The 25969-nt window shown below is 70.0% G+C and carries 25 protein-coding genes; 8 read left to right on the forward strand and 17 right to left on the reverse strand.

Going from position 1 to position 25969, the window contains the following annotated elements; all coding sequences use genetic code 11:
* The first annotated feature begins 46 nt into the window (after window positions 1-46).
* The gene (locus ACX80H_RS03315) at window positions 47-844 is read left to right on the forward strand and encodes an alpha/beta fold hydrolase (RefSeq protein ID WP_459310994.1); all 798 of its coding nucleotides are present in this window, start codon (window positions 47-49) and stop codon (window positions 842-844) included.
* A gap of 135 nt (window positions 845-979) precedes the next feature.
* On the forward strand, window positions 980-1951 hold the full coding sequence (locus ACX80H_RS03320) for a serine/threonine-protein kinase (protein WP_459310996.1): 972 nt from the start codon (window positions 980-982) through the stop codon (window positions 1949-1951).
* A gap of 90 nt (window positions 1952-2041) precedes the next feature.
* Here the strand turns inward: ACX80H_RS03320 and ACX80H_RS03325 are convergent, their stop codons facing one another.
* From ACX80H_RS03325 to ACX80H_RS03340, 4 genes are all read right to left on the reverse strand, one after another.
* Complete coding sequence (locus ACX80H_RS03325; RefSeq protein ID WP_459310997.1) at window positions 2042-2206, reverse strand: hypothetical protein; 165 nt, start codon at window positions 2204-2206, stop codon at window positions 2042-2044.
* An 87-nt stretch (window positions 2207-2293) separates the two neighbouring features.
* On the reverse strand, window positions 2294-3607 hold the full coding sequence (locus ACX80H_RS03330; protein WP_459310998.1) for an MFS transporter: 1314 nt from the start codon (window positions 3605-3607) through the stop codon (window positions 2294-2296).
* A gap of 70 nt (window positions 3608-3677) precedes the next feature.
* A complete protein-coding gene (locus ACX80H_RS03335) occupies window positions 3678-6731 on the reverse strand; it encodes an AAA family ATPase (RefSeq protein ID WP_459310999.1) in 3054 nt (1017 codons plus the stop codon).
* A 9-nt stretch (window positions 6732-6740) separates the two neighbouring features.
* Window positions 6741-7904: an exonuclease SbcCD subunit D gene (locus tag ACX80H_RS03340; protein ID WP_459311000.1), complete on the reverse strand. Its 1164-nt coding sequence runs from the start codon at window positions 7902-7904 to the stop codon at window positions 6741-6743.
* Between the two features lie 285 nt (window positions 7905-8189).
* Here ACX80H_RS03340 and ACX80H_RS03345 point away from each other — a divergent pair, with 285 nt between their 5' ends.
* Window positions 8190-9314, forward strand: a complete 1125-nt coding sequence (locus ACX80H_RS03345) for an ADP-ribosylglycohydrolase family protein (protein ID WP_459311001.1) — start codon at window positions 8190-8192, stop codon at window positions 9312-9314.
* Window positions 9315-9417: 103 nt separating this feature from the next.
* Entirely contained in the window at window positions 9418-10335 is a 918-nt protein-coding gene (locus ACX80H_RS03350; protein WP_459311003.1) for an SDR family NAD(P)-dependent oxidoreductase, read from the forward strand.
* A 12-nt stretch (window positions 10336-10347) separates the two neighbouring features.
* Here ACX80H_RS03350 and ACX80H_RS03355 read toward each other — a convergent pair whose 3' ends face one another.
* Window positions 10348-11340 carry an exonuclease domain-containing protein gene (locus tag ACX80H_RS03355; RefSeq protein WP_459311004.1) on the reverse strand — a complete coding sequence of 331 codons (993 nt, stop codon included), beginning with the start codon at window positions 11338-11340 and terminating at the stop codon, window positions 10348-10350.
* 93 nt (window positions 11341-11433) lie between these two features.
* Here ACX80H_RS03355 and ACX80H_RS03360 point away from each other — a divergent pair, with 93 nt between their 5' ends.
* On the forward strand, window positions 11434-12108 hold the full coding sequence (locus tag ACX80H_RS03360) for an HAD family hydrolase (protein WP_459311006.1): 675 nt from the start codon (window positions 11434-11436) through the stop codon (window positions 12106-12108).
* Here ACX80H_RS03360 and ACX80H_RS03365 read toward each other — a convergent pair.
* The 8 genes from ACX80H_RS03365 to clpS all read right to left on the reverse strand — a co-directional run bounded on the left by ACX80H_RS03365 (window position 12089) and on the right by clpS (window position 17758).
* The gene (locus tag ACX80H_RS03365) at window positions 12089-12766 is read right to left on the reverse strand and encodes a GNAT family N-acetyltransferase (RefSeq protein ID WP_459311008.1); all 678 of its coding nucleotides are present in this window, start codon (window positions 12764-12766) and stop codon (window positions 12089-12091) included. The two genes, ACX80H_RS03360 and ACX80H_RS03365, sit on opposite strands and share 20 nt — an antisense overlap.
* Window positions 12763-13443, reverse strand: a complete 681-nt coding sequence (locus ACX80H_RS03370) for a DedA family protein (RefSeq protein ID WP_459313354.1) — start codon at window positions 13441-13443, stop codon at window positions 12763-12765. The genes ACX80H_RS03365 and ACX80H_RS03370 overlap by 4 nt, the downstream gene beginning before the upstream one ends.
* Before the next feature lie 132 nt (window positions 13444-13575).
* Window positions 13576-14202: an RdgB/HAM1 family non-canonical purine NTP pyrophosphatase gene (gene rdgB / locus ACX80H_RS03375; RefSeq protein ID WP_459311010.1), complete on the reverse strand. Its 627-nt coding sequence runs from the start codon at window positions 14200-14202 to the stop codon at window positions 13576-13578.
* Window positions 14195-14983 carry a ribonuclease PH gene (gene rph / locus ACX80H_RS03380; protein ID WP_459311012.1) on the reverse strand — a complete coding sequence of 263 codons (789 nt, stop codon included), beginning with the start codon at window positions 14981-14983 and terminating at the stop codon, window positions 14195-14197. The genes rdgB and rph overlap by 8 nt, the downstream gene beginning before the upstream one ends.
* Before the next feature lie 74 nt (window positions 14984-15057).
* The gene (locus ACX80H_RS03385; RefSeq protein ID WP_459311014.1) at window positions 15058-15855 is read right to left on the reverse strand and encodes an MBL fold metallo-hydrolase; all 798 of its coding nucleotides are present in this window, start codon (window positions 15853-15855) and stop codon (window positions 15058-15060) included.
* Window positions 15852-16763, reverse strand: coding sequence for a glutamate racemase (gene murI, locus ACX80H_RS03390; protein WP_087076214.1), 912 nt, complete (start codon window positions 16761-16763; stop codon window positions 15852-15854). Before murI ends, ACX80H_RS03385 begins: the two co-directional genes overlap by 4 nt.
* Window positions 16764-16868: 105 nt before the next feature.
* A complete protein-coding gene (locus ACX80H_RS03395) occupies window positions 16869-17444 on the reverse strand; it encodes a DUF2017 domain-containing protein (protein WP_459311016.1) in 576 nt (191 codons plus the stop codon).
* 5 nt (window positions 17445-17449) lie between these two features.
* The gene (gene clpS / locus ACX80H_RS03400) at window positions 17450-17758 is read right to left on the reverse strand and encodes an ATP-dependent Clp protease adapter ClpS (protein WP_459311018.1); all 309 of its coding nucleotides are present in this window, start codon (window positions 17756-17758) and stop codon (window positions 17450-17452) included.
* Window positions 17759-17883: 125 nt separating this feature from the next.
* Here clpS and ACX80H_RS03405 point away from each other — a divergent pair, with 125 nt between their 5' ends.
* Complete coding sequence (locus tag ACX80H_RS03405) at window positions 17884-19200, forward strand: nicotinate phosphoribosyltransferase (RefSeq protein ID WP_459313355.1); 1317 nt, start codon at window positions 17884-17886, stop codon at window positions 19198-19200.
* The gene (locus ACX80H_RS03410) at window positions 19197-19820 is read left to right on the forward strand and encodes an isochorismatase family protein (RefSeq protein WP_459311020.1); all 624 of its coding nucleotides are present in this window, start codon (window positions 19197-19199) and stop codon (window positions 19818-19820) included. The genes ACX80H_RS03405 and ACX80H_RS03410 overlap by 4 nt, the downstream gene beginning before the upstream one ends.
* Window positions 19821-19904: 84 nt before the next feature.
* Here ACX80H_RS03410 and ACX80H_RS03415 read toward each other — a convergent pair whose 3' ends face one another.
* From ACX80H_RS03415 to ACX80H_RS03425, 3 genes are all read right to left on the reverse strand, one after another.
* Window positions 19905-21683 carry a DEAD/DEAH box helicase gene (locus ACX80H_RS03415; protein WP_459311022.1) on the reverse strand — a complete coding sequence of 593 codons (1779 nt, stop codon included), beginning with the start codon at window positions 21681-21683 and terminating at the stop codon, window positions 19905-19907.
* Window positions 21680-23125, reverse strand: coding sequence for an MFS transporter (locus ACX80H_RS03420; protein WP_459311023.1), 1446 nt, complete (start codon window positions 23123-23125; stop codon window positions 21680-21682). The genes ACX80H_RS03415 and ACX80H_RS03420 overlap by 4 nt, the downstream gene beginning before the upstream one ends.
* Window positions 23126-23309: 184 nt before the next feature.
* A complete protein-coding gene (locus ACX80H_RS03425; RefSeq protein ID WP_301226936.1) occupies window positions 23310-23609 on the reverse strand; it encodes a DUF3039 domain-containing protein in 300 nt (99 codons plus the stop codon).
* Window positions 23610-23826: 217 nt separating this feature from the next.
* Between ACX80H_RS03425 and ACX80H_RS03430 the strand changes: the two genes are divergently transcribed.
* Complete coding sequence (locus ACX80H_RS03430; protein WP_459311024.1) at window positions 23827-25164, forward strand: HNH endonuclease signature motif containing protein; 1338 nt, start codon at window positions 23827-23829, stop codon at window positions 25162-25164.
* Between the two features lie 93 nt (window positions 25165-25257).
* Here ACX80H_RS03430 and ACX80H_RS03435 read toward each other — a convergent pair whose 3' ends face one another.
* Window positions 25258-25950 (reverse strand): PKD domain-containing protein, encoded by a 693-nt coding sequence (locus tag ACX80H_RS03435; RefSeq protein WP_459311026.1) that lies wholly within the window; start codon window positions 25948-25950, stop codon window positions 25258-25260.
* Window positions 25951-25969 lie beyond the last annotated feature (19 nt).

Below are 25969 nucleotides of genomic sequence, written 5' to 3' on the forward strand. Positions count from 1 at the left end.
ATGTGTTCAACGGTGCACATGTCTCTGCCGCCCTTACGATGGGGGCATGGACCACCACGCCGTACATCCTGTCGAGGGCGTCGATCCCCACCTGGCCATCACGCGCAGCGACCCGGACTCGCCCCGTCCCCTCCCGCCGATCCTCCTGCTGCACGGCTTCGGCTCCTCGTCCCGCCGCAACTGGATGGACTCGGGCTGGGTCCGCTTCCTCAACGACGCGGGCCGGAGCGTGATCATGGTGGACCTCCCGGCCCACGGGGACAGCGCGGCTCCCGAGGACGCGGGCGCCTACGTACCGAGCCGCATGCGGGCGGACATCCTCCAGGCACTGTTCGACGAGCGGGTCCTTCCTCTCCGCGATGGTGACCCGACCTCCGGCGTCGACATCATCGGATACTCCCTCGGGTCGCGCCTCGCCTGGGAGTTCGCCGCCACACAGCCCGAGATCGTGCGCCGGATGGTGCTCGGAGGGCCGGGCACGGCCGATCCCCTTGCGGCCTTCGACCTGGAAGGCGCCGAGCGCTTCCTCGCCGGCGGCCCTGCCTCGGAGGACCCGGCCACCATGGACCTGCTGCGCATGGCGCAGGCGGGCACGGAGGCCAACCTTCCGGCACTCCTCGCGATGGTCTCGGCCATCAAGACGGAGCCTTTCGATCCGCAGGGCGCCGTACCCAGGATGCCGCTGCTGCTCGTTGCCGGAGACCAGGACGAGTACACGCAGGGCATCCGGGACCTCGTGGCCTGGGCTCCCGGCGCCGAGATCGCGACCCTGCCGGGTAGGACCCATGCGAACGCTGTGACGTCCCGGGTCTTCAAGGAGGCGGCGCTCGCGTTCCTCGCCTGACGGCTTCCCGGAACGGGTCGGCCCCGCGCGGCGGGCGCTGGATGCCGTGCGCGTCACGTTATACTGGGAACTGATCAGCAGCCTTATCAGGCTCGGCGATGATCGACACTCACAACCTGTAGCGGGAGGACACGCATGGATGTGCTCCTTGCTGACCGGTATCAGACCACCGAACTCCTCGGGGTCGGCGGTGCCGCATCGGTGTACCGCGCGGTGGACAGGAATCTCGGGCGCGATGTCGCCGTCAAGATCTTCAACCCCACGACGTCGGACGACGACAACTACCGGCGCCAGCACACCGAGACGATGCTGCTGTCCACCCTGAACCACCCCGGCCTCGTGACGCTGCATGATGCGGGGATCCACGAGGACGAGGAAGGCCTGACCACCGGCTTCCTGGTGATGGAACTCGTGGACGGGGAGGATCTCCGACACCTGCTGAAGCGCGGCGCGCTTGCCGCCGAGGACGTCGCCCAGCTGGGTGCGGACCTGGCCGACGCCCTGGCCTACATCCACGCCGAGGGCGTCGTCCATCGCGACGTCAAGCCGGCGAACATCCTCATGTTCCACAGCGGGGACAACGGCACGCGCCTCTACCCGAAACTGACGGACTTCGGCATCGCCCGGATGGTGGATGCCACCATGGCGACGGCTGTCGGAGCGACGATCGGTACCGCGAACTACCTCAGCCCGGAGCAGGCCAAGGGCGATCAGCTGGATGAGCGCAGTGACATTTATTCACTCGGCCTCGTGCTCCTCGAGTGCCTGACCGGCGAGAAGGCCTTCCCCGGACCGATCGTCGAGGCGGCGCTGGCGCGACTGCTGCGCGATCCGGACGTACCCGACTCGCTCGGAGCGGACTGGAGCGACCTGCTGCGGCGGATGACCGCCAGGGACCCGGCTCGCAGGCCGCATGCGCACGACGTAGCACTGCAGCTCCGGAGCTATGCAGACGAGCAGTTCGATGCCCACCCGGTGACGCACGACCCCACGAGGGTGGCCGGACCTGCTACCGGGACCGACGAGACCGAGATCGTGACCGGTGGCGTGTTCACGGGCAACGTGCGGATCCCCGAACCGCCGGACCGCGCTCCCAGCATCAGCTGACGCCCGCCGGATCAGGGGCCTGAGCAGCAGCGCGTCCCGCCGGGACGAGCCCGACGGGACGGGATCCGAACTGCCGACGATCCGCGCTGCCTATGATCCGCCGTCGTCGTCGCTGTCTTCCTCCGGCTCGAAGTTGCTCGCCTCGTCCATCGCGCCTGCAGCCACTCCGTCGTCGCTCACCGGGATCGTGCCTTCGGGGCCCAATCCCTGCGACGCGTCATCAGCGTCCTCGTGCCTGGTGCCTTCGGTGCTCATGCGCCCTCCTCCATCTCGGATGTCCTTCGATCCTATGCTCGGTCCAGTGGAATTGACAGCCGACTGATGATGCCCGGCCGAGGACGGTCAGGCCCTGGCGCTGCGCTGCAGGGCGACGGCGGACACCGCTCCGAGGACGAGCAGGACGACGGCCGCCGCAGCGGGAACCACCGCGGCTCCCGGTGCACCGGAGGCCTCGGCGAGCGTGCCGGCAAGAGCCGAACCGATGGCCGTCCCGGCGACGATCCCGCTCGCGAGGAGCGTCATGACCGTGCCCAGCCGGTGCCCGGGGGCGACTGCGGACCCGATCGAGAAGATGGTGACCATCGTGGGGCCGACGAAGACCCCGAGGACGAACAGCACTGCCAGCATGCCGGGAATCGAGCCTGGCAGGACCAGTGCCGCGGCGGCCGCTGCCATTCCCGCGGCGGACGTCATCCACCGGCCCGCATCGCGGAAGCGCCGGGACCAGTAGGCGACCGACAGGGCGGCACCCGCCGAGCTCAGACCCATGACGGCGTAGAGCAGGCCCGCGGATTCGGCGATGCCGAACTGTCCGGCGAAGGCCGTGAGGAACGTCTGGGTGGAGCCGAAGAACGTTCCGATGGCGATCATCCCCGCCACGGGTACCAGGACCAGGATCGGACGGGGGTCCCGCGACGCCGGGTCGTGCTCCTGCGCGTTGCCGGCGTCGGACGCCGTCGATCCCGCATCGCTGAAGGCGACGGTCCTGTGGACGGCGAACGCGCTGACCAGGGTGAGGGTCAGTGCCGCGGCCAGGACCAGCGGAAGCCAGGGGGCGATCAGGCCGGCCAGCAGGCCGACCAGTGCGGGGCCGAGGACGAAGGTCAGCTCGTCGGCCGTGCCCTCGTACGAGAGGGCCGTGTCCAGGGCGGACCGCGGGCTGCGGCGGGTCATCGCCATCCAGCGCACTCGAGCCAGCGGACCGATCTGCGGGCAGGTGAAACCCGTGCCGAAGGACGCCGCGAGGACGAGGGCGAGCGCACCGCCGGTGAAGCCACCGCTCGTCAGCGTCACCAGCAGGAGAGCGGCGATGGCGAGGGTGTTGAGGATCGCCGCTACGAGCAGCACGATCCGCTGCCCGCGCTTGTCGGCGAGGAAGCCGAGCAGGGGCGCACCGAGGGCGGAGCCGAGGCCGACCGCTCCGGCCGCGAAACCGCCGGCTGCGTAGGAATCGCTCGCTGCGGTGACGAGCGTCAGGGCTCCGACGGTGAGCATCGCGAGCGGAAGCCGCGCGAAGAAGCCGATGACGAGGAAGGAGGTGCCCGCGAGCTGCGGGAGTACCCCGAACCTGCCGAGCCGGAACCGCTCGGGACGGCCGGGGTGGGGATTCGGGGACGGGGAGGATTCCGGCGGGGCCGGGACGGGATTCGTGTACATACGCTTTCCGGGTGCATCGAGCGCGCATCGTCCCCCCTCCCGATGCGCCCGACCCGGTAACCCGACGATTTTACACGCTGGCGGGCTGCTCCACGTAGCGGAGGCTGGAGCCCTGACGGCCCTTCACGACCTGCAATTGTGCGCTCACGCGCTGCTTCAGTTCGGGGACGTGGCTGACCAGCCCCACCACGCGCCCGCCGCTCCGCAGCCCCTCGAGCGCGTCCATGACCTGCTCGAGTGCCTGGTCATCCAGCGAGCCGAACCCTTCGTCGACGAAGAGGGTCTCGATGTCGAGGCCGCCTGCTTCCTGCTGCACCACATCGGCGAGTCCGAGGGCCAGCGCCAGGGACGCCATGAAGGACTCCCCGCCCGACAGCGTCGAGGTGTCCCTCCGGTTTCCCGTCCAGCCGTCGATCACGTTCAGGCCGAGGCCCGAACGCTTGTTGCCCGCGGTGGCGTCGCTGTGCACGAGTGCATACCGGCCGTCGGACATCTGCAGCAGCCGCTCGGTGGCAGCAGCGGCCACCTGCTCGAGGCGCGAGGCGAGGACATATGTGGCCAGGGACATCTTGTACAGGTTCTCCCCTCCCCCGCGGGCTGTGTCCGCCACGGCCGCAGCAAGCCGCGCCTGGTCACGCACCGGCGCGATCTCCTGCTCGAGCTGCGCGAGCTGGAGCGCGTACCCCTCGAGCTGTGCGACCGAGTGTCCGAGCACCTCGGCGCTGATACCCGCCCGCTGCGCACGCCCCCGGAGCTCGTCGGCGGCAGCACCGGCCACGCGTTCGTCCTCGTCGGAGGGCGGCTCGACGCCGTCCTGCTCCTCGCGCAGGCCTTCCCGGATGCGGTCGTCATCCCACGCGGCGTCGAGGCGGTGTCGACGGACCTCATGGTCCTTCACCTCCTGCACGATGCGTGCATGGCGGTCGTCCGGGAGGAGGGCGGAGCGTGCATCGTCCGCCGATGCGAACGGGGTGTCGAGCAGCGCCTCCTCGACGCGCCGCCGGTTGTCCTCCTGCCGTGACGATGCCTGGGCGAGGGCATCGAGAGCATCGCGGACCGCCTCGAAGTCGTCGTAGGCCTGCTGTACCTCCTCGATGCGCGCTGCCAGCGACGGCGCGGCCGCCTGCAGTCCGGAAAGCCGCAGCGTGAGCACGCGGTCCTGGTCCAGCAGCGAGAGCCGCCGCGAGTCGGCCGCGGTACGTTCCTCGCGCAGGGAGTTCCACTCCGCGCGGGTCCGCTCCTCGTCCTCGGTGGCACGGCGCAGACGCTCCTCGACGGCTATGCACTCGGCGTGCGCTGCCTCGGCATCCTCCAGCCTGCCGCGCGCTGCCCGCGTCGACGCGGCTGCCTCCTCCGGAGCCAGCTCACCACCGCGGGCAGCGAGTTCCGCCACCTCGAGGCGGGCCCGGTCGCGCACCTCCCGTGCCTCGTGCAGCGCCCGTTCGGCGTCCGCCTGCAGCCGCCGTGCAGCCTGTTCCTCGTCCAGGGTGATCCGGTCGCCGCCCGGGGACGTCACCGGGGCAGGATGCTCGGCGCTCCCGCACACCGGGCACGGCTGGCCGTCCGCCAGCTGTTCGGCGAGCTCCTCGGCAGCCTGCTCGAGCCGGAGCTGCAGCTTCGCGAGCCACTCCTCCTTCAGCGCCAGGAAACGCTCCGACGCCGCGGCGTGCTGCGCATCGGCTGCGGCACGGCGCTTCTCGGACGCACGGTACTGCTGGACGGTCTCCTCCGCGGCGACTGCTGCGGCGAGGTCTGCGCGTAGGTGCGCGACGCCGTCCGCTGCCTCGCGCAGGGATACCAGGGCCTCCGCATCGGCGCTGCGCCGGCGTTGCAGGTCGCTGATGGTCTCGCCGGCGCGCCCGATCCGTTCATCGAGGGCTGCGACGTCGGTGATACGCGCACCGAGCTCCGCCCGCACGTCGAGCAGTCGCTGCTCATCGGGCAGCGCCGCACGGAGAACTCCCAGCGCGGAGGAGGACGCCGCGCAGCCACTGCTCAGCACTGCACGTGGTACCTCGTCCGGGGAGTCGAGGCCGATGTCGAGGTATTCGGCGGATGCGGTGTTGTCCTGCAGGCGGCGAAGGGCCGTCCCGTACCGGGCGCGGGCGCCGTCGACCGTCGCGGCTCCCTCGTCGTCCAGGCGGAGCAGGGCGGCGAATCCCTGAGCCTGGTCGTGGCGGCGCGCCAGCTCCATCAGCCGCGCGATCTCGTCCGCGCGGCGGTCGTGGTCCTGTTGCTGCTTCCGCAACTCCACGAGGGCTTCGGCGCGGCTCCGGCGCTGCCGGAGCGCCGCCAGCGAATCGTCCGCGAGCGCGCTCCGCTCCGCGAGTTCGGTGCCCTCGCGCGCTGCTGCGTCCCTGCGATCCGTGAGGGCCGCGGCCAGCGCCTGCAGGGACGCCGCCCAGTTCTCGGAGGACTCCGGGTCGACGCCGGTATCCGCCGTCCCGAGGTCATGGCGTCCGGCCTCGTCGACCGCGCGCAGGAAGAGGTGCCGTTGCTTCGCCTCCTGCTCCGCGAGCCCCCGCGCCGCCCGCTGGCTCTCCTCGGCGAACAGCCTCTCGAGGTCCTCGAAGCGCGTCGTGGAGAACAGCCTCTGCAGGAGTTCCCGCCGCGGCTTGGCGTCCGCCCGCAGGAAGGCGGCGAACTCGCCCTGGGGCAGCATGACCACCTTGGTGAACTGTTCCTTGTCCATGCCGAGGAGGGACTGCAGTTCGAGGCCGGCCTCGTCATTCCGTGCGGACTTCTGCACCCACTCGGTGCCGATCCGTTCGCTCAGGAGGGTGCGTGTCTGCTCGGTGGTGGTGCCGCTCCCCCGCCGCGCAGGCCGTTCCCAGGCGGGCGACCGCACGACGCGGAAGCGGCGCTCCGCCACGGAGAACTCGAGGGCGACCTCCGGTGCCACGGATTCAGCAGCATGGTCGCTGCGGAGCCTCTTGGCCGCCTGGCGCGCTCCCGGGACCGAGCCGTAGAGCGCGAAGCACACGGCGTCGAGAACGCTGGACTTCCCGGCCCCGGTAGGGCCGTTCAGGAGGAACAGCCCCTGGCTCGACAGCGCATCGAAGTCGACGCTCTGCCGGTCGGCGAACGGCCCGAAGGCCTGGATCTCGAGCTGGTGGAGTCTCATGGGCCGGTCCTAGCGTTCGTGGGCGAGGCTCAGGGCGGCGTCGACCGTCGACCGGACGAGGGCTTGCTCCTCGGGTGAGGCCTTCCGTGCGCGGACGTGTTCCAGGAAGCCGCAGCAGATGTCGGCGTCGTCCCGCGCCTCGGCGATGCGCTGGCTGTACGTCCGGTTGTCGTCCCGGGTCCCGCCCTCCGGTGCGAAGACGAGCACGAGGGTGTCGGGGAACCGGGTCCTCAGGCGCTCCATGGCGCGTGCCGGACGCTCGCTGTCGGTGAGGGTGATGTGGCAGTAGGCCGCCGCGGCCCAGCCGAGGTCCTCGCGGCTCAGCAGGTCCTCGAGCGTCCCGGCGAGGACGGCGAGCTCGCGCGGTGCCGGCCACTCCACGGCGCGGATCTCCCGCACCCCGTCCGCCGTCACGTCGAGGAGCCAAGCGCCCTTGTTCTGGTTCACCTCGGAGAAGGAGTAGGCGATGGGCGACCCGGAGTAGCGCACGGTCTCCGAGAGCTTCTGCCTGCCGTGCAGGTGCCCGAGGGCGCTGTAGTCGAACCCCTCGAAGAGGGAGAGCGGGACGGACCCCAGCCCGCCGATCGCGAGGTCACGTTCACTGTCCGAGCCGGTCCCGCCGGCCGCGAAGGTGTGCGCCAGGACGATCGACACGACCCGCCGATCCGCCCGCCGGTCGTCGAGGTCCTCGCGGACCCGATCGAGGGCGGCGCGCGTCACGACCGTGTGCGTGCTGCCGTCCGCCTTCAGGGCCTCCGCGACGACGCGTGGCTCGAGGTAGGGCACGCCGTAGATCGCGAGCTCGGCAGCCTCGCCGAGGGGGAAGGTCACCGGGATGCCGATGTCCTCGATGCGCGTCCGGAGATGGACTCCGCCGCGGGAGAGGATGCGTCCTCCGAAACCGAGCCGGGTCGCCGAGTCGTGGTTCCCGCTGCTGATGACCACGTGGGCACCCGCGACCGTCAGCCGGTCCAGCGCCTCGTCGAAGAGTGTGACGACGTCGACGGCGGGCAGCGCGCGGTCGTAGACGTCCCCGGCGACCAGCACGACGTCGACGGCTTCCTCACGCACGGTCTTCTCGAGGTTATCGAGAAAGATCCGCTGGGCATCGAGGGTGCCCGTCCCGTGGAAGGAACGTCCCAGATGCCAGTCGGAGGTGTGGAGGATCCTCATGATTTTCACGCTACCGCCGCACGCCGACATTCCATGGATCAGCGCGCGGCGGGCCCCGAAATGGGCAACCGCACCGGTCCTGGCATGCCGGGAGCATCGGACGATAGGTCGCGCCCGTGCGATGCCGGCTGGTCGCAGAAGGATGCCGCAGCGTCGGAAGGCTGCTCAGCCGCGGTGACGAGCCCGTCCTGCAGCACCGGGTGATGCTGCCCGGTCTCCGGCGAAGCCGAAGACGAGCGTGGGCTGCAGTGCCGGCGGCGGCCAACCCCTCCCTAGACTGGAGAGGTGACGACTGACAGCAGCACCGACTCCACCGCGGACTCCCCTACCGACTCCTCCACCGGCTCCAGCACCGGCTCCAGCACCGGCTCCGGCACCGGGGACACTCCGTCGGACGCGTACGAGGACAGGGTCCTGGGCTGCCTCCTCGGCACGATGGCGGGTGACGCCTTCGGGGTGCTCTACGCCGCGGGGGACGAACCGGCCGCAGCTCTGGACGACCCCGGAGCGATGTGCGTGTCCGCCGCGACCCAGCTCACCCTGTACACCGTCGACGGCCTCGTCGAGGCTCTCGAGTGGGCTAACGACGGGGTCGCCGCCGACGAGACGGCGTGCCTGTGGCTCGCCTACCTCCGCTGGCTCGTCCGGCAGGGCGAGCACCTCCCGCCCGCCGCACCGGCGCCGCCCGCACGATGGCTGGATCGGCAGGACGACCTCCTGGCCGTGCACGACGCCGACGCCGACACCGTGCGCGCGCTCCTGACCGGCGCGATGGGAACGCAGGCCCGGCCGTTGAATCCCAAGGCAGAGGGACCGGGCGCGCTGATGCGATCTGCCCCGTTCGGCCTGGTCCCCCGCATCCCGGCCGGCATGGTGGAGCGCCTGACGGTCGACGCCGCCGCGCTGACCCATGGTTCCCCCGCCGCGAAGGGCACTGCCGCGCTGTTCAGCGGCATCATCCGCTCGCTCGCCATCGAGGGCCACGACCTCGACGAGGCCGTTCGCGCGGTGCGCGGGGAGGAGAACCACCTGGCGAAGGAGGCGGGGCACAATGCCGCCGGCGTCGCGGCGGGAGGCGCGGCACCTCCGCAGGCTGCCGGGGGGACGTCTGCCGGCGGAACGTCTGCCGGGGGGACGACGGCGGCGGGAACCTTCGAGGCGGCCCTGCAGGCCGTCCGCGAGACCGCGGGCTCGTCTCCCGCGGAGCATCTGGCAGCAGCGCTGGCGCACGCCGCCGCCGCAGGCCGGCCCGATGCGTCTCCCGTCATCGCCGCGTCGCTCGCGGGAGGCATCGTCGGTGCGCTCCACGGCACCCCGGCCCTTCCAGCCGCCTACCTGACCGCACCCGGGGTGGCCGAGGTCGTCCGTAGGATGGCTCGCACCCTGCTCGCCGCGACCACGGGCTCCTGACCGGGGCACCGGCACCCGCGCACACCGCATTCCGGCACGCCCCAGCGGAACAGCCGGATCCGAGGTAGCAGCCGGACTGCGGGGACGGCCTAGGCTGGAACCCATGTGGAACCCCGCCGACCTCCCCCTGCTGTCCGGCCGGCGCATCCTGGTGACGGGCGGCACCGCAGGGCTCGGCTACTTCGCCTGCGAACAGCTCGCCGGCGCAGGCGCGGCCGTGATCCTCGCAGCGCGCAGCGAGGACAGGGCACGTCGCGCCATCGGGGCCATCCGCGGCCGGTATCCCGATGCCGACGTCACCTTCCAGCCCCTCGACCTGGCCGACCTGGCGTCGATACGGGCTGCCGCGAGGACGATCGCGGCGGGGCCACCCCTGTCCGGGCTGCTCGCCAACGCCGGAGTGGTCGGATCGCCGGAGCGGCGTTCGACCGCGGACGGCTTCGAGCTGCAGTTCGGCACCAACCATCTGGGCCACTACGCCCTGATCGCACTCCTCCTGCCGGTGCTGAGCACTGCCGGGACGAGGATCGTCCATCTCGGCAGCATCAGCCACCGCTGGGCTCGCCTGACGCCGTCGTCCCTCCAGCCGTCGAAGTACCGCAATGCGAGCGCGTACGCGACGTCGAAGCTCGCGGTGATGGCGTTCGGTTTCGAACTCGCGCGGCGCCTCCAGCTGACCGGCAGCGCGGCGACGAGCGTGGTCGCCCATCCCGGCCTCGCCCTCGGCATGTTCACGCCGGACCGGCCCGGTGTCGCCACGCACAGGGAGGCACCCCGCTGGAGGCAGCGCGTGATGGAGCCGGTCGCACAGGGCAAGGACGACGGCGCCTGGCCGCTCGTGCGGGCGACGGTCGACCCCGACATCCCGAACGGCGCCTACTGCGGGCCCGACGGCTGGTTCCAGCTCAGGGGCCGCCCCGCGCTCGTGCCCGCGAAGCCCCATGCGCGCGAGAGGAACGCGGCGTCCCGGCTCATCGACCTGTCGGGCGACCTCACCGGTGTACGGCTCCGCTTCCCCTGACCGGGCGAGGCGCTACTGGCTGTCGGCGGGCCACCGGCCGCCGGTCATCTGCAGGAACTCGGCCTCGGAGAGCACCTCGATCGCCTGGCCCCGCTCGTGGAGCTCCAGGACGCGGCGCGCCTTGCCTGTCACGCGTCCGTTGCGTAGGTCGGACGCGACGAAGCCGTCGCCCACCACCAGCACGGTGGTCCGGCGGGTGACGGCACTCGCCGGCTGCGCTCCGAGGCTCGCGGCGCGTTCCTTCGCCTGAGGTCGGGAGATGCCGAGGTTCCCGGTGAAGACGACGGTCTGCCCGTAGAGCGGATGCCGCGGATCCGCCTGCGCATTGGCGTGAGGGTTCTCGCCCTCCTCCGGCCAGCCGGACCAGCCCGTCGGCGACGAGCCGCGCCCGAGCGCCGTCCGCGTCGCCTTCGACAGTTCGTCCACGCCCGGGGCGTACGGCTCCGCCCGCGACAGCGGGAGGTTGTGGCAACCGAGCGCGTCCTCCACGGTCGGCGCGTCGTACCGGCGGGCGATATCGATCATGATGCCGGCGCACGCACGCGCGTCCTCGACGGCGTCGTGATGATTCAGGAGCGGTACTCCCGCGGCCTCCGCGACGAACGGGAGCGAGTAGGAGGGCAGCGAGTAGCTCTTCCGAGCGAGCACGACGGTGCAGGCGTAGTCCCAGGCCGGACCCGCGAGGGCGGACACCTCGAGTGCGGACCGGATGACGCCGAGGTCGAAGGCCGCATTGTGCGCGACCAGGACGTCAGACCCGATGAAGCCGCCGATCTCGGGAAACAGCTCCCCGAAGCGGGGGGCGTCCTCGACCATGCCGGAGGTGATGCCGTGGATGGCGATGTTGCGGGAGTCGAAGTGGTCGTGCCCTACGGGCGGACGCATCAGCCAGGATGCTTCTTCCACGATCCGGCCGTCCCTGACCTTGGTCAGCCCGACGGCGCACGGGGAGCCGCGAAAGCCATTCGCAGTCTCGAAGTCGATGGCCGTAAACGCTATTCCCACGTCTCCCAGTTTACCGCCGCTCGTTGCATGCGTTCACGCAACGTTAACCGGGAACCCCGCGCGGCCCGGCGGCAGGGGGTCCTACGCTGAACCATGGCCCGTAATGACAGCTCCCGCCGGTGGTTCCTCTTCGACTACGGCAACGTGATCTCCACCGCCCCCACGCCCTCCGACTGGGAGGCGCTCGCGGAGGCGACCGGCATGTCGGACCTGGCGGCCCCGACGTCGGGCTACTGGCAGCACCGCCATGCCTTCGACGCCGGGGCACTCACGTCCGACGAGTACTGGTCCCTCGTCTGCGCAGAACGCGTAGGGCCGGCGAGGTCGGCGTGGCTGGACATCCTCGACGGCAACCAGTGGTCGCACCTGAACCTCGACACCCTGGATGTCCTCGAGGACCTCGACGCCCGGGGCGAGCGTCTTGCCCTGCTCTCGAACATGCCGGCGGCCATGGTGTCCCAGCTGGCCTCCGCACCGTGGGCCCCGCTGTTCCGCCACCGCTTCTTCAGCTCGTCGCTGCGGCTCGTCAAGCCCTCGACCGCCGTCTTCGACCACGTACTCACCGAACTCGCGGTGGAACCCGGCCTCGTCACCTTCGTCGACGACTCGCCGGTGAACATCGCGGCCGCACGCTCGCTCGGGATCGACGCACGGCTGTTCGACCCGGCATCCGACCTCTCGCGCGTGCTCGCCCCCGCGGCGTCCGCCGCAGGACTGCATGACACGGCGCAGGCACTCGGACCAGCGGTCAGTCGGGGACCGGAGTAAGGAAGGCGAGCGCTGCCTCGGCACCCTGCACGTCCGCGATCCAGTCCGGCCGCACGAAGTCCTCACGGGCGAGCAGGACGTTCTGCAGAACCTGCACCTCGCCGCTGCGGGCTTCCATCAGGGAGGTACCGTTCGGGACGTAGCCGAGGCGGCGTGACACCCCCAGCGACGCCCGGTTCCAGTCCGCGGCCTCGGAGGTCGCCGACGTCGCGCCGAGATGATCGAACGCGAACTGCAGCGCGGCCGCACGCATCTCCGTACCGAAGCCCTGCCCCTGCAGCGACCGCGTGAGCCAGGAGCCCGAGCGGATGCGGCGCAGCAACGGGAACGAGCGGGCCGCGAGGTCCTGGACGCCGATGACGCGCTCCTCGTGGAGCACGGCGAAGTTGAGCGTCCAGTCGGCGGCGGTGACTCCCGCCCGGAGACGCCACTGGTGCTTTGCCGTCTCGGTGACCAGGACGTCCCGCGGGGCATCGGTCCACGGGATGCTGAAGGGCATCTCCGCAGGGTCGTGGACTCCCGCGAGCACCGCGTCGACCAGGCCCGGCAGGTGCTCGTCCCGCACCGGCGTCAGGACGAGGCGGGGCGTGGTGATGACCAGTCCGAACAGCGGCCAGACCCGTACCAGCGGGTCCGGCGTTCCGGGCGTTCCCGTCACTGCACCCTTTTCTTCGCCCGGTGCTTGCGGATCTTCGAGAAGACGAAGTAGGCGGCGAACAGGACGACGGCGACGATCACGATCTTCTGGAAGGTGTCCGCGTACCGCTCGACGACGTGCCAGCTCTCGCCGAGGTAGAAGCCCGCCAGCACGAAGATGGTGTTCCAGATCAGGCTGCCCGCCGTGGTGAGCAGCAGGAACTTGCCCACGGGCATGCGCTCGATCCCGGCGGGGATCGAGATGAGGCTCCGGAAGAGCGGGATCATCCTCCCGAAGAACACGGCCCGGTAGCCGTGCCGGCTGAACCACGCCTCGACCTTGTCGACGTCCTCGATGTCGATGAGGGGCACCTTGGACACGAGCCGCCGCATGCGGTCGCGCCCGAGCCATGCTCCGAGGACGTACAGCGCGTACGCGCCGACGACCGAGCCCAGGGTGGTCCACAGGATGGCCTCGAAGAGCGAGAAGTTGCCGCGGCTCGCCGTGAAGCCGGCGAGGGGCAGGATGACCTCGCTCGGGAGCGGCGGGAAGAGGTTCTCGAGGGCGATGGCGAGGCCCGCACCGGGAGCGCCGATGGTCTCCATCAGGTTCACCGCCCAGTCCGTGACGCTGCCGAGGGCGGAGCCGTCCGACGTCGTGGTCGCCGATGCGACCTGGACTGCCTGGACTGTCTGGATGATGCTCACGGTGGTACCCGTCCCTCTCATGGTCCGTCCTGCCGGACGTGCGGTACTGGCTGTCTTCGGTGGTTCGTGCCTGCAGTCCCGGCGGCTGTGCCGGGCCCGCAGCGGTGCGGTCGAGCGGTGCGGTCAGGAGAGCGCGTCGATGAGGTGCGGCAGCAGTGCCCGGAACGCGATGCCGCGGTGGCTGATGGCGTTCTTCTCGTCGGGCGCTAGTTCGGCGCAGCTCCGGTCGAGCCCTTCGGGCACGAGGATGGGATCGTACCCGAAGCCTCCGGTTCCCCGGGGCGCCGTCAGCAGCGAGCCCCGGAGCTCACCCCGTTCGGTACGCTGTCCTGCCGGATCACCCGGGACTGCGAGGGCAGCAGCACACACGAAGGCGGCGCCCCGCCGCCCGGCCGGGATATCGGAGAGCTGCGCCAGGAGGAGTTCGAGGTTGGCGGCGTCGTCGCCGTGCCTTCCGGCCCACCGGGCCGAGAAGATCCCCGGCGCTCCTCCGAGGATGTCGACGGCGAGGCCGGAGTCGTCCGCGACCGCGATGAGACCCGTGGCCTGAGCGGTCTGCTCGGCCTTGAGCAGGGCGTTCTCCTCGAAGGACACGCCGCTCTCGACGACATCCGGCGCTCCTGCTGCGGCGGCATCGACGACCTGCGTGTCGACGTCGAGCCCGGGCACCTGGCCGCGCAGCAACTCGCGCAGTTCCCGCAGCTTGCCGGCGTTGTGGGTGGCGAGGACCAGCCGGGGAGCCTCAGGCACCGGAGGAGTCCCGGAGGGTGTCGATCTGGATCTGTGCGAGCTGCGCGGTGCCGAGCAGGGCGAGGTCCAGGAGCGCGTCGAGCTCGGCCCGGTCGAAGGGCGCACCCTCGGCTGTTCCCTGCACCTCGACGAACTTGCCCGACCCGGTCACGACGACGTTCATGTCCGTCTCGGCGCGGACGTCCTCGACGTACGGGAGATCGAGCATGGGGACGCCGTCGATGATCCCCACGCTGATGGCGGCCACCGTGTCCGTCAGCGGCGAGGCCGAGGCCGGGATGAGCTTGTTGTCCTTGGCGTAGCGGATGGCGTCGGCGAGCGCGACGTAGGCTCCCGTGATCGCTGCCGTACGGGTGCCGCCGTCGGCCTGCAGCACGTCGCAGTCGAGCACGATCGTGTTCTCCCCCAGCGCCTTCGTGTCGATGATCGACCGCAGCGACCGGCCGATCAGCCGCGAGATCTCGTGCGTCCTGCCGCCGATCCTGCCCTTGACGGATTCGCGGTCCGACCGGGTGTTGGTGGCCCGGGGAAGCATGGCGTACTCGGCGGTGACCCAACCCTTGCCCTCGCCCTTGAGCCAGCGGGGCACTCCGCTGGTCAGGGAGGCCGTGCAGAGCACGCGCGTGTTGCCGAACTCGATGAGGGCGGAGCCTTCCGCCTGCTTGGACCAGCCGCGGGTGATGCTGATGTTGCGCAGCTGGTCGGGCGTCCTGCCGTCCGCCCGCAGCACGGGCGTGGCGTTGCTGGCAGAGGGCGGCAGGGGTGTATTCGGGGGAGTCATGATTTCCAGTCTAGACGGGAGCACATGGGAGATCGCTGGCAATCACGGCGTGCGGACCGGCACGGGCCCGTCACTCACACGGTGTACGAGACTCCCGCGACCGCGACGGCGAGATGGCCGTCATAGCTCTGGCGCGCCTCGCTCACGGCGAGGCTCGCGTCGTTCCAGACCGGGAGGTGGGTCAGCAGGAGTCGCTTGGCGGATGCCCGCGTCGCGACGTCCCCCGCCCGTTTCCCCGTGAGGTGAACCCCGGAGATGGCGTCGTCGCGGCCCTCATGGAAGGCGGCCTCGCAGAGGAAGACGTCCGCGTCGCGGGCCGCATCCACCAATCCGTCGCACGCGTCGGTATCACCCGAGTAGGTGAGGACATGCGTGCGGAGCGCGCCCTGTGTATCCGCCTCGGTCACCTCCACGCGCAGCGCGTACGCCTCCTCGATGGGATGAAGGACCTGGTACGGGGTGATCGTGAACGGACCGACAGTCACCGGAGCACGGTCGCGCCAGGACTGGAAGTCGAAGTCCTCGTGCATGCCGGGGTCGAGTTCGAGCCCGTAGGCGCTCGCCATCCTGTCGGCGGTCGCGGCCGGTCCCCAGACGGGGATGCGCGGCAGACCCCAGCCCGACGGATCCCAGTGCACGGCGACATGCAGCCCGCACAGGTCCATGCAGTGGTCGGGGTGGAGGTGGGACAGGAAGACGGCGTCGATCTCGCGCAGGTCCATGTACCGCTGCAGGGCACCGAGCGAGCCGTTGCCGAGGTCGAGCAGGATGCGCCAGGTGCGGCCCTCGTGCTGCGCACTGAGGAGGTAGCAGGAGGCCGGCGACTGCGGCCCGGGAAAGGACCCGCTGCACCCCACGATGGTCAGTTTCATGCGCGGGGGAAGCCTGCGGCGGCGATCATCTCGGGTGTGATCCGGGCGAGGCTGCCGGTCGGGTACTGCGCGGCGACGTGGTCCACGTGCTGCACGCTCAGGACCTCCGGACCGAGGAAGCGGCGCGCCAGCACCTCGAAGCTCCCCGCGTCGCCCGTGGCGATGAAGCGGTGCACCGGTGGTGCGGCACTGTCCCGCTCGAGGCCGTGCGAGACGAGCGCGCGGTAGACGTCCTTCGCCGTCTCCTCCGCGCTGGACACGAGCGTGACGGCGTCGCCCATGACGTAGGAGATGACGCCGGTCAGCAGCGGATAGTGGGTGCAGCCGAGGACGACCGTGTCGACGCCGGCTTCCTTCAGGGGTTCGAGGTACTCTTCGGCGGTCCGCAGCAGGGCGGGCCCGCCGGTGATCCCGGCCTCCACGAACTCGACGAAGGCCGGGCATGCCACGGACGTGACGTCGAGGTGGGGAGCGGCAGCGAACGTGTCGTCGTACGCACGTGATCCGACGGTCGCCGTCGTCCCGATGACGCCGATCCTGCCCGACCGGGTGGACGCGACGGCACGGCGGACGGCAGGCTGGATGACCTCGATCACGGGGATGCCGTACCGGGCCGTGTAGCGTTCCCGCGCGTCGCGGAGCACCGCGGCGGAGGCCGAGTTGCAGGCGATGACGAGGAGCTTCACGCCCGAGTCCACCAGCTCGTCCATGACGCCGAGCGCATGGGCACGCACCTGCGCGATCGGGAGGGGACCGTACGGACCGTTCGCGGTGTCGCCGACGTACATGATCGATTCGTGGGGCAGCTGATCGATCACGGCGCGTGCGACGGTCAGGCCCCCGACGCCGGAGTCGAAAATACCGATCGGCGCTTCGCTGCGGTCCGTGTTTGCTGGCTCTGGGCTCATGATCCTCTGAGAATATGACGTGTCGCCGGGTAAAACTATCCGCCGTTCCGTGGGTTATGTCACAGGCTCAGCAGAGTACGCCGCGCCCCGCTCCCCCGCCAGGGGTCAGCGTTCCAGCCGAGCGGCCCTCAGCATGGCCTGCACGAGGGATTCCTGGAGCCAGGTGATGAAGTTGTAGACGAGGGCGAGGTAGGACTCGACGTCGTCGACGTCCTTCGAGTCCGCGATGTCGTGGAGCTGCTCGGCGTCCTCCTCCGTCTCGATCCGAAGCCGGTCGGCGAGGACGAGCCGGACATCGTTCAGCGCCTGCGCGAGGAGCCGGGCCTGCTCGTCGTTGAGCGTCATGGGGCTGGACTCGATCAGCAGGGCGCTGCTGCGCAGCGCGCCGATCTTCTGCTCCCGCAGGGAGCGCTCGGTCAGGCGGCGGAAGGCCAGGGCTTCGTCGTCGTCGCCGCGGACGGCGTCGGGCAGGAGGCGCCGGACGGCGGAGTCCTCGGGTGCGGTGGCGTCGGCGTCGGCACCGGACATGCCGACGAGGGCGGCCAGCGGGTCGTCGCTCGGCTCCGTCTCGGGTTCGAGCATGGAGATGACGTCGTCGAGCAGGGCGCCCAGGAGGCGCGCCTCACCCGGCTCCAGCGCCCCGGTGATGCCGCGGCGCGTCGATTTAAAGTGTTTTGCCATCGGGCCTAGTCGCTCCCGGCTTTCTCGAAGGTGGCCCACAGCCCATAGGAGTGGAGCGCCACGGTGTCCTGTTCGACCTTCTCGCGACTGCCGGAGACGACGGCGGAGCGGCCCTGCTCGTGGACCTCGAGCATCAGTGTGCGGGCCTTGGCCTCGCTGTAGCCGAAGTAGGTCTGGAAGACGAAGCTCACGTAGCTCATGAGGTTCACGGGGTCGTTCCACACGACGACCACCCAGGGCTGGTCGAGGTCCGTCTTCTCGCTCGTCCGCACCTCCTCCTGGATGTCGGTGCCGGTCGCAAAGCCTACTGTCATAGCGTCCATTCTATGTGGACGGCCCCTGCCCGGGCGGCGGGTACTCACACAGCGGACGCCCGGCTATCGTTTTGAGGGTGACCAACGCCCTGACCACGAATCCGCCATCCGCCGCCGGGCCGTCCCTGGTGAACGCGCCGAACAGCGCGCTCTTCACGGACCAGTACGAACTCACCATGCTGCAGGCCTCACTGCATTCGGGCGCCGCGCACCGCCGCGCGGTGTTCGAGGCCTTCGCCCGCCGCCTCCCCGCCGGCCGACGCTACGGGGTCGTGGCCGGCACCGGGCGCCTGCTGGAGGCGCTGGCCACCTTCCGGTTCGACGACGCGCAGCTCGGCTTCCTCAGCGATCACGGGATCGTCGACGACACCACCCTCGCCTGGCTGGCCGGCTTCAGCTTCTCCGGCTCGATCTCGGGCTACGCGGAGGGCGAGGCGTACTTCCCGAACTCCCCGATCCTCATCGTGGAGTCGTCGTTCGCCGAGGCGTGCATCCTCGAGACCCTCATCCTGTCGATCCTCAACCATGACAGCGCCATCGCCTCCGCGGCCTCCCGCATGACGGGCGCCGCCGCCGACCGCCCCTGCATCGAGATGGGTTCGCGGCGCACGCACGAGGAGGCCGCGGTCGCCGCAGCTCGCTCGGCCATCATCGGCGGGTTCGCCAGCACGTCCAACCTCGAGGCGGGCCGACGCTACGGACTCCCGACCGTGGGCACCGCGGCACACTCCTTCACGCTCCTGCACGACTCCGAGCGCGCGGCCTTCGAGGCCCAGGTCGCCTCCCTCGGTCGGGGGACCTCGCTGCTCGTCGACACGTACGACGTCGAACAGGGCGTGCGGACCGCCGTCGAGGTGGCGGGACCCGAGCTCGGCGCCGTCCGGCTCGATTCCGGCGACCTCGTCGCCCAGGCGCGCTGGGTGCGCGAGCTCCTCGACGACCTCGGCAACCACAACACCAAGATCGTGGTGACGTCCGACCTCGACGAGTTCGCCATCGGGCTCCTCGCGGCGGCTCCCGTCGACTCCTACGGTGTCGGGACCTCCCTCGTCACCGGTTCCGGCGCACCGACCGCGGGCATGGTCTACAAGCTGGTGAGCCGGCAGGACGACGACGGCACCTTCGTCTCCGTCGCCAAGGCCGCCACGAACAAGGCATCCGTCGGGGGGCTCAAGCACGCGCTGCGACGCCTCGACGCGCACGGCACGGCGGAGGCGGAGGTCGTGGGCATCGGGATCAGGCCGAACGACGACGGCAACGACCGGCCCCTGATGCACGAGTTCGTCCGGGACGGCGTCGTCCTGCCCGGGTGGACCGGGCCCGAGGCGGTCGTCCGCGCCGCGGAGTGCCACCGCCAGTCCCTTGCGGAGCTGCCCGGAGCCGTGCGGCGCCTGCAGCGCGGCGAACCAGTCATCCCCACCGAGTACGAGGAGGCACCATGACGCGCGCACTGATCATCGTGGACGTGCAGAACGACTTCTGCGAGGGCGGCTCGCTCGCCGTCCAGGGCGGCGCCCAGGTGGCGGCCGACATCAGCGACCACATCGACGAGCAGGCCGGGTCGTACGACTACATCGTCGCCACCCAGGACTGGCACATCGACCCGGGCAGCCACTTCTCCGAGACACCCGACTTCATCGACTCCTGGCCCGTCCACTGCGTCGCCGACACGAAGGGCTCGGACTTCCACCGCGACCTCGACACCGAGAGCATCGACGCCGTGTTCCGCAAGGGACAGTTCGAGGCCGCCTATTCCGGTTTCGAGGGCGTGAAGGCGCCCGACGACGAAGTGCCGACAGGCGAGCAGAAGCTCGGCGGCGGAGCAGTGGACATCGACGAGGACCCACTGACCCTCGACGACTGGCTACGCGACCACGAGGTCGACGACGTCGTCATCGCCGGTCTCGCCACCGACTACTGCGTCCGCGCCACGGCCCTGGACGCGCTGCAGGCCGGCTACTCGGTCACCGTGATGGCGGACCTCACCCGGGGCGTGCACGAGGACAGGTCCGAGGAAGCACTGGACGAATTGGAGTCGGCGGGCATCGAGCTGGTGCGCTAGCTTTCCGAACGAAAAAGGCCGGGCTGGTCTTCCAGCCCGGCCTTTTTCGTCCGCTCCTGCTTCCTTCCTGCTGCTTCTTTCCTGCTACTTCTTCCCGATGAACCAGTCCTGCAGCTTCTGCAGCCGCCGCTGGAGCTGGTCCTCGTTGGCCTGCGCCACGGCCGGTCCGCCGCACTGACGGCGCAGCTCGGTATGGACCTGGCCGTGCGGCATGCCGGTGCGGGCTGCCCAGGCCGAGACGTTCTTGGCGAGCTGCCCCCGCAGTTCCGTGAGCTGACGGTGGTCCACTACGACCGGCTCAGCGGCAGGCGCCGCCATCGGCCTGGTCTTCCGGCGGGACTGCTGTTCCTGCTGGCGCTGGCGCAGGAGCTGGCCCACCTGATCGGCGTCGAGCAGTCCGGGGATCCCGAGGAAGTCGAGTTCCTCCTCGCTGCCCATCTCGCCGCCGGTGCCGAACTCGCCGCCGTCGAACAGGACCCGGTCGAAGGAGGCCTGTGACTCGAGGGCCTCGAACTTCTGCTTGGTGAGGGAGTCCGATGCCTTGTCCTCGCGGTTCGCCGCCTCCATGAGGCCGTCCTCGAGGCCGAACCCCTCGTCATCCTTCTCGGGCCGGTCCAGGGCGTGGTCGCGTTCGAGTTCGAGCTGGTTGGCGAGCGCCATGAGGTTGGGCACCGAGGGCAGGAAGATCGACGCCGTCTCCCCGCGTCGTCGGGCACGGACGTAGCGGCCGACGGCCTGCGCGAAGAACAGCGGCGTCGCGGTCGACGTCGCATAGACGCCGACGGCGAGGCGCGGGACGTCGACGCCCTCGGACACCATGCGGACCGCGACCATCCACCGCTTGTCGCCGTCGGAGAACTCCTCGATCTTCGAGGACGCCTTCGCGTCGTCCGAGAGGATGACCGTCGGGGACTCCCCCGTGATCCGCTTGAGCTGACCGGCATACGCGCGGGCGTCGTCGTGGTCCGTCGCGATCACGAGGCCACCGGCGTCGTGCACCGTACGTCGCACCTCGGTGAGCCGCTTGTCGGCGGCGGCGAGGACCGCGGGGATCCACTCACCGGCGGGGTTGAGCGCCGTCCGCCAGGCCTGAGCCGTGATGTCCTTGGTGACCGCGGCCTCGCCGAGCGACGCGGCCATCTCCTCACCGCCGCTGGTGCGCCAGCGCATCTGGCCCGAGTAGGCCATGAACATGACCGGACGCACCACGTGGTCCCGGAGTGCCTGGCCGTAGCCGTAGGTGTAGTCGGCGCGCGAACGGCGGATGCCGTCGCGGTCCTCGGCGTACTCGACGAAGGGGATGGCGGCCGTGTCGGAGCGGAAGGGCGTCCCGGTGAGCGCCAGGCGCCGCGCGGCCGGTTCGAAGGCCTCCCGGATGCCGTCACCCCAGGACAGCGCGTCGCCGCCGTGGTGGATCTCGTCGAGGATCACGAGGGTACGGGCGGCTTCGGTCTTGGCGCGGTGCAGCATCGGCTTGCTGGCGACCTGCGCGTAGGTCACGGCGACACCGATGAAGGCACCACCGTGGCGGCCGTCCGCGTTCTTGAAGTTGGGGTCGATCGCAAGGCCCACCCGTGCAGCGGCGTCGGCCCACTGGCGCTTGAGGTGGTCCGTCGGGGCGACGACGGTGATCCGGTTGACGATGCCGCGGTCCACGAGCTCCGTGGCCACCCTCAGGGCGAAGGTCGTCTTACCAGCGCCGGGGGTCGCCACGGCGAGGAAGTCGCTCGGTGATTCCCGGAAATACTTCTCCAGCGCTTCGCTCTGCCACTGGCGCAGCTTGGGGGCGGTCCCCCATGCTGCGCGCTCCGGATATGCGGGGGGCAGGGCTGCGCCGGCACCGAACAGGGTGTCACTACTCACGCCGGGACAGTACCTTCCATTGACTTGCTGGGGGTGAGGCCGGGGCCGGCATCAGAGAACCTGGCCCCTCTCAGACCCGAAACTATACCTGCTGTCGTGAACACCCACAGAGCCAGCCAGATCGCAACAAAGGTCGGCACGTGTCCCGGGTTCGAGGGGTCGTGCAGGAGTGCGAAGAGGGCTCCCGCGCCCGCCGTCCCCACGACTCCACCGAGCTGGTCGGAGATCTGGAGCGCCGCGGAATTGCGTCCCTGCTCACTCTCCGCGGAGAGCTTCAGCACCAGGACGGACGCGCTCGAGAGCGCCATTCCCATGGCGGACCCCGCCACGCCCCACGCCGTGACCAGGACCCAGAGGGGAGCTTCGACGGCGGCGGCAAGGACGAATCCGCCAAGCGACAGCGACAGCACGGACGATCCGGCGACGAGCAGCCACTGCCGGCCGAACGTCACCCGTGCCTGGACGAAGGACCCCGCACTCCAGCCGAGAGCAGCGGAGCTCAGGGTCAGGCCGGCGGTTCCGGGATCGATGCCGCGGGAACTGACCAGCATGAGCGGGATGAAGGCCTCGACCCCGAAGAACGCGACATTCACGATCCCGCGGGTGGCGATGATGCTGGGCAGTCCGCGCGCGAGGACCAGGGTGCCTTTCGGCAGGAGCGCCGGCAGGACCATGAGGACGACGACGATCCCGGCGGCCGCCAGCAGCACGAAGCCGGTCACCGTCGCGGCACTCGGACTCTCCGTGTCGGCGAGCCGGACGACAGCCCACTGCGCGGCGAACACTCCACCGGCGAGCGCGAAGCCCCGCACCACGCGCGCCGCAGCGGAACCGGCCTCGGGCGACTCGATCGGCCCGAGGCCCCTCGTCTTCGGCCACACGATGACGACGGCGGCAAGCACGATGGGCGACACACCGAGGAACACCCAGCGCCAGCCGAACTGCTCGGTCACGAATCCCGCGATCACCGGACCGATGAGCCCCGGCACCACCCAGGCGGCCGCCAGCCACCCGAACACCACGGGCTGCGCCCGCTGGGGGAAGGCCCTGCCGATGACGACGTAGACCGCCACGATCATGAAGCCGCCGCCGAGACCGGACACCGCGCGGCCGACCGTGACGAGCCAGAAATCCGGCGCCGCTCCTGCTGCGAGCAGTCCGAGGATCATGAGGGACAGCCCGACGGCGAGGGCGGGCCGGGGCCCCTTCCGGTCACACCACGAGCCGGCGACGACGGTCCCCAGCAGCGATGCCGTCAGGTACATCGAGAACGCAAGCCCGTAGCTCGACTCGCCGGACAGTTCCCGGGCCACCGAGGGCATGGCGGTGACGACCGCCATCGCCTCGAAGGCGGCGCACGTGATGATCGCGAGGATCCCGATGATGAGCGGGCGCAGTTCGGGCGACACTGCCCGGGCGGCCTTGTTCGCGGTCTTCTTCATGGCACCTTGTGTTCTGCTGGGCGGTGGCCGTACGGGGCCGCGGTCTCAGCCCCGACGACGTATGAGGGGTTCACCTACCCGCTGGATCCTGCGGGGGCAGGAGGAACGGAAGCCCCGGCGTGCGCTGTTGCTCGCGGAGCCGGGGCTCGCCTGGCCTGCCGCCCCTTCCGAGGATGGCGGGGGGTCAGCCCTTCGGCTTGTCGTCACCCGGGCGGAGGCCGTTGTAGATCTCCTTGCATTCGGGGCAGACCGGGAACTTTTCGGGATCGCGTCCCGGGGTCCAGACCTTGCCGCAGAGCGCGATCACGGGCTCGCCAGTGAAGGCCGACTCCATGATCTTCTCCTTGCGCACGTAGTGCGCGAAGCGCTCCGAGTCGCCTGGCTCGACTTCCTGGCGTACTTCCTCACGTTCGATGGTCGCCGTGGAGCCGCCGGTGCCGGTATCGAGGGGATCGTTTGCGAAGGGATCTGCGGGCATAGTCATGGCTTCAGTCTATCGCTCGGCGGCTTGGCGGACAGGGGTGCAGGGCAGTTCGCAGTTGCGGGAATTCCGTGGCGGGATCATGCTTGGGGGCCGGACGGGTATTCCCCGGTGCCGGTTCTCCCACGGCCCCTGGCTCGCATTCAACCTGCTTTCGACCTGATATCCACATATTCCCGACTAACCCGATGATGTCGGTGGTGGACACGAGAATAGGAGCATGCGGACCCCGTTCGAGCAATTGATGGAAATGCAGCGGATATCCTCCCGGATAACCGAACTGAGTGCCGAGAAAGCACGGATCGACGCCGACATCGCCCGCGCCGCCGCCGAACTGCGCGAAGTCTTCACAGAACGCATCCTCCAGGGCTCCTACACGCCCCACCGGCACACCAACCTCGCCGACACCACCACCGCAAGCGAAATAGCCTGCCTCCTCCGCATCTCCGAACGCAGCGCCCACCGGCTCGTCCAACACTCCGTGTTGCTGGTCGACTACCACCCGAAAACTCTGGACGCCCTGCATGCAGGCACCATTTCCTGGGCGCACGCCACAACCCTCCTCTACGAATACGCCGCCTTACCGTCCGGCGTCGCCGCCGCTATGGAAGAAGCCCTGCTACCCATTGCAGCCGATACCACCGTCCCGCGCCTGGCCCACCGCGCCCGGAAACTACGAACCCAGCTCCACCCCACCAGCCTCCACGACCGCGCCCGCACCGCCACCGAGGACCGCCGCGTGGACCTCGAACCCGCGGACGACGCCATGGCCTGGCTGCACATCCACCTCCCCGCCACCGACGCCACCGCCATCGACACCCGCCTCACCACCACCGCCCGGAATCTGCAGACACCCACCGAACACCGCACCCTGCCCCAACTTCGCACCGACATCCTCACCGACCTGCTCCTCACCAGGTACACCCCCGACTACACCTGTCTCTGCCGCCTAACCCCCACAGACAGCTCCCGCCCAGACCTCGGACCAGACGCCGGTGCTGGTGGCTCTGACGGCGGCTCTGGTGATGGTGCCGTCTGTCGGTGCGGGGCGATCGGCCACGAACACCCGGACGCGTACCGGGTGCAGGCTCACATCAACGTCACCGTCCCGGTCCTGACCCTGCTCGGCCTCGACGACGCACCAGCGGACCTCGAGGGCTACGGACCCATCCCCGCGAACACGGCGCGCCACCTCGCAGCCCACGCACCCTCCTTCACCCGGCTCCTCACCCACCCCGAAACCGGAGCCGTCCTCAGCGTCGGACGCACCACCTACACTGTGCCCGCAGACCTCAAGAAATGGTTACGCGTCCGCGACCGCACCTGCCGGCACCCCGGCTGCAACACCCCCGCCTCACGCTGCGAACTCGACCACACCACCCCCTGGTCCCACCACGGCACAACAGCCCACAACAACCTCGCCCACCTCTGCCGCAAACACCACATGCTCAAAACCGAAGGTGTCTGGCACTACACCCAGCCCATTCCCGGCACCATCACCGCAACCTCGCCAGCCGGCAAAACCTACACCACCACCCCGGACCCGCCACCCTTCTGACCACCTCGGGAAGGGTTGTCCTGGACGTGCATGGCGTCGGCGAGGTGCAACTCTTTTCGCTCCCGCTCCCGCTCCCGCTCCCGGAGACCATCCTCAGCGGGCAGGGGCCTCGCAACCGATGCCGGTCGGATTCTCGATGCAGTTCTGGCTCACGTTGTGCCCCTGGGTGCGCCAGATGCTCATCAGATGAGGTACCGAAACGACTGCGGCCTCACCGGCCACCGGTTGGAATGGCCCGCCGTCCACGGAGTAGTCGCCGGCGAAGAACGTGGTCAACGTGAGGTTGAAGTCCCCTGTCCGGGCGTACTGGTGGCTCGTGGGCGTCTCAGTGTCGAAGGCGTCGCCCTGCACCGGACCGCCAGGCGTGGTGGTCGTCGCGCTTGTGCCGTCCCCGTAGTTCCACTGGTACGCGACTGGGCGGGCCTTCAGCACTATGGTGGCGTCCTGGAACTCGAAGGTGAACTCCTGCTCGCGCGCCTCTGCGTAGACGTTCGAATGTGCGTTCCTCAGACCGAAGTTCGACGGCTGGGAAACGATCACAGAGGCAAGGACTGGCTGCTTCTGGAACTCCGCGAGGGTGATGACGATGGGCGCCTCCTCCGGCGCTGCAACTCCCTCGACGGGCGGCTCGAGCGGCTCCCCCGGGTACATGCACGACGAGCGGCCGGTGGGTGTCTGGGTTGCCGGTTGGACGTTACCGTTCACCTCGATCCAGTTGACGAGTACCCCATCGTCTTGGGCATCGCACTGGGCGTTCATCTGAGGACAGGTCAGCGGGTTCAGCACATCCTGCTCACCAGCGGTG

The sequence above is a fragment of the Arthrobacter pasteuri genome, assembly GCF_054510955.1.

Coding starts and splice junctions, on each gene's coding strand:
- ACX80H_RS03335 (WP_459310999.1), bottom strand. CDS start 6,731: ATGAGACTCCACCAGCTCGAGATCCAGGCCTTCGGGCCGTTCGCCGAC.
- ACX80H_RS03315 (WP_459310994.1), top strand. CDS start 47: ATGGACCACCACGCCGTACATCCTGTCGAGGGCGTCGATCCCCACCTG.
- ACX80H_RS03320 (WP_459310996.1), top strand. CDS start 980: ATGGATGTGCTCCTTGCTGACCGGTATCAGACCACCGAACTCCTCGGG.
- ACX80H_RS03395 (WP_459311016.1), bottom strand. CDS start 17,444: ATGGCAAAACACTTTAAATCGACGCGCCGCGGCATCACCGGGGCGCTG.
- ACX80H_RS03350 (WP_459311003.1), top strand. CDS start 9,418: ATGTGGAACCCCGCCGACCTCCCCCTGCTGTCCGGCCGGCGCATCCTG.
- ACX80H_RS03385 (WP_459311014.1), bottom strand. CDS start 15,855: ATGAAACTGACCATCGTGGGGTGCAGCGGGTCCTTTCCCGGGCCGCAG.
- murI (WP_087076214.1), bottom strand. CDS start 16,763: ATGAGCCCAGAGCCAGCAAACACGGACCGCAGCGAAGCGCCGATCGGT.
- ACX80H_RS03325 (WP_459310997.1), bottom strand. CDS start 2,206: ATGAGCACCGAAGGCACCAGGCACGAGGACGCTGATGACGCGTCGCAG.
- ACX80H_RS03340 (WP_459311000.1), bottom strand. CDS start 7,904: ATGAGGATCCTCCACACCTCCGACTGGCATCTGGGACGTTCCTTCCAC.
- ACX80H_RS03360 (WP_459311006.1), top strand. CDS start 11,434: ATGGCCCGTAATGACAGCTCCCGCCGGTGGTTCCTCTTCGACTACGGC.
- clpS (WP_459311018.1), bottom strand. CDS start 17,758: ATGACAGTAGGCTTTGCGACCGGCACCGACATCCAGGAGGAGGTGCGG.
- ACX80H_RS03330 (WP_459310998.1), bottom strand. CDS start 3,607: ATGTACACGAATCCCGTCCCGGCCCCGCCGGAATCCTCCCCGTCCCCG.
- rph (WP_459311012.1), bottom strand. CDS start 14,983: ATGACTCCCCCGAATACACCCCTGCCGCCCTCTGCCAGCAACGCCACG.
- ACX80H_RS03425 (WP_301226936.1), bottom strand. CDS start 23,609: ATGACTATGCCCGCAGATCCCTTCGCAAACGATCCCCTCGATACCGGC.
- ACX80H_RS03420 (WP_459311023.1), bottom strand. CDS start 23,125: ATGAAGAAGACCGCGAACAAGGCCGCCCGGGCAGTGTCGCCCGAACTG.
- ACX80H_RS03410 (WP_459311020.1), top strand. CDS start 19,197: ATGACGCGCGCACTGATCATCGTGGACGTGCAGAACGACTTCTGCGAG.
- ACX80H_RS03430 (WP_459311024.1), top strand. CDS start 23,827: ATGCGGACCCCGTTCGAGCAATTGATGGAAATGCAGCGGATATCCTCC.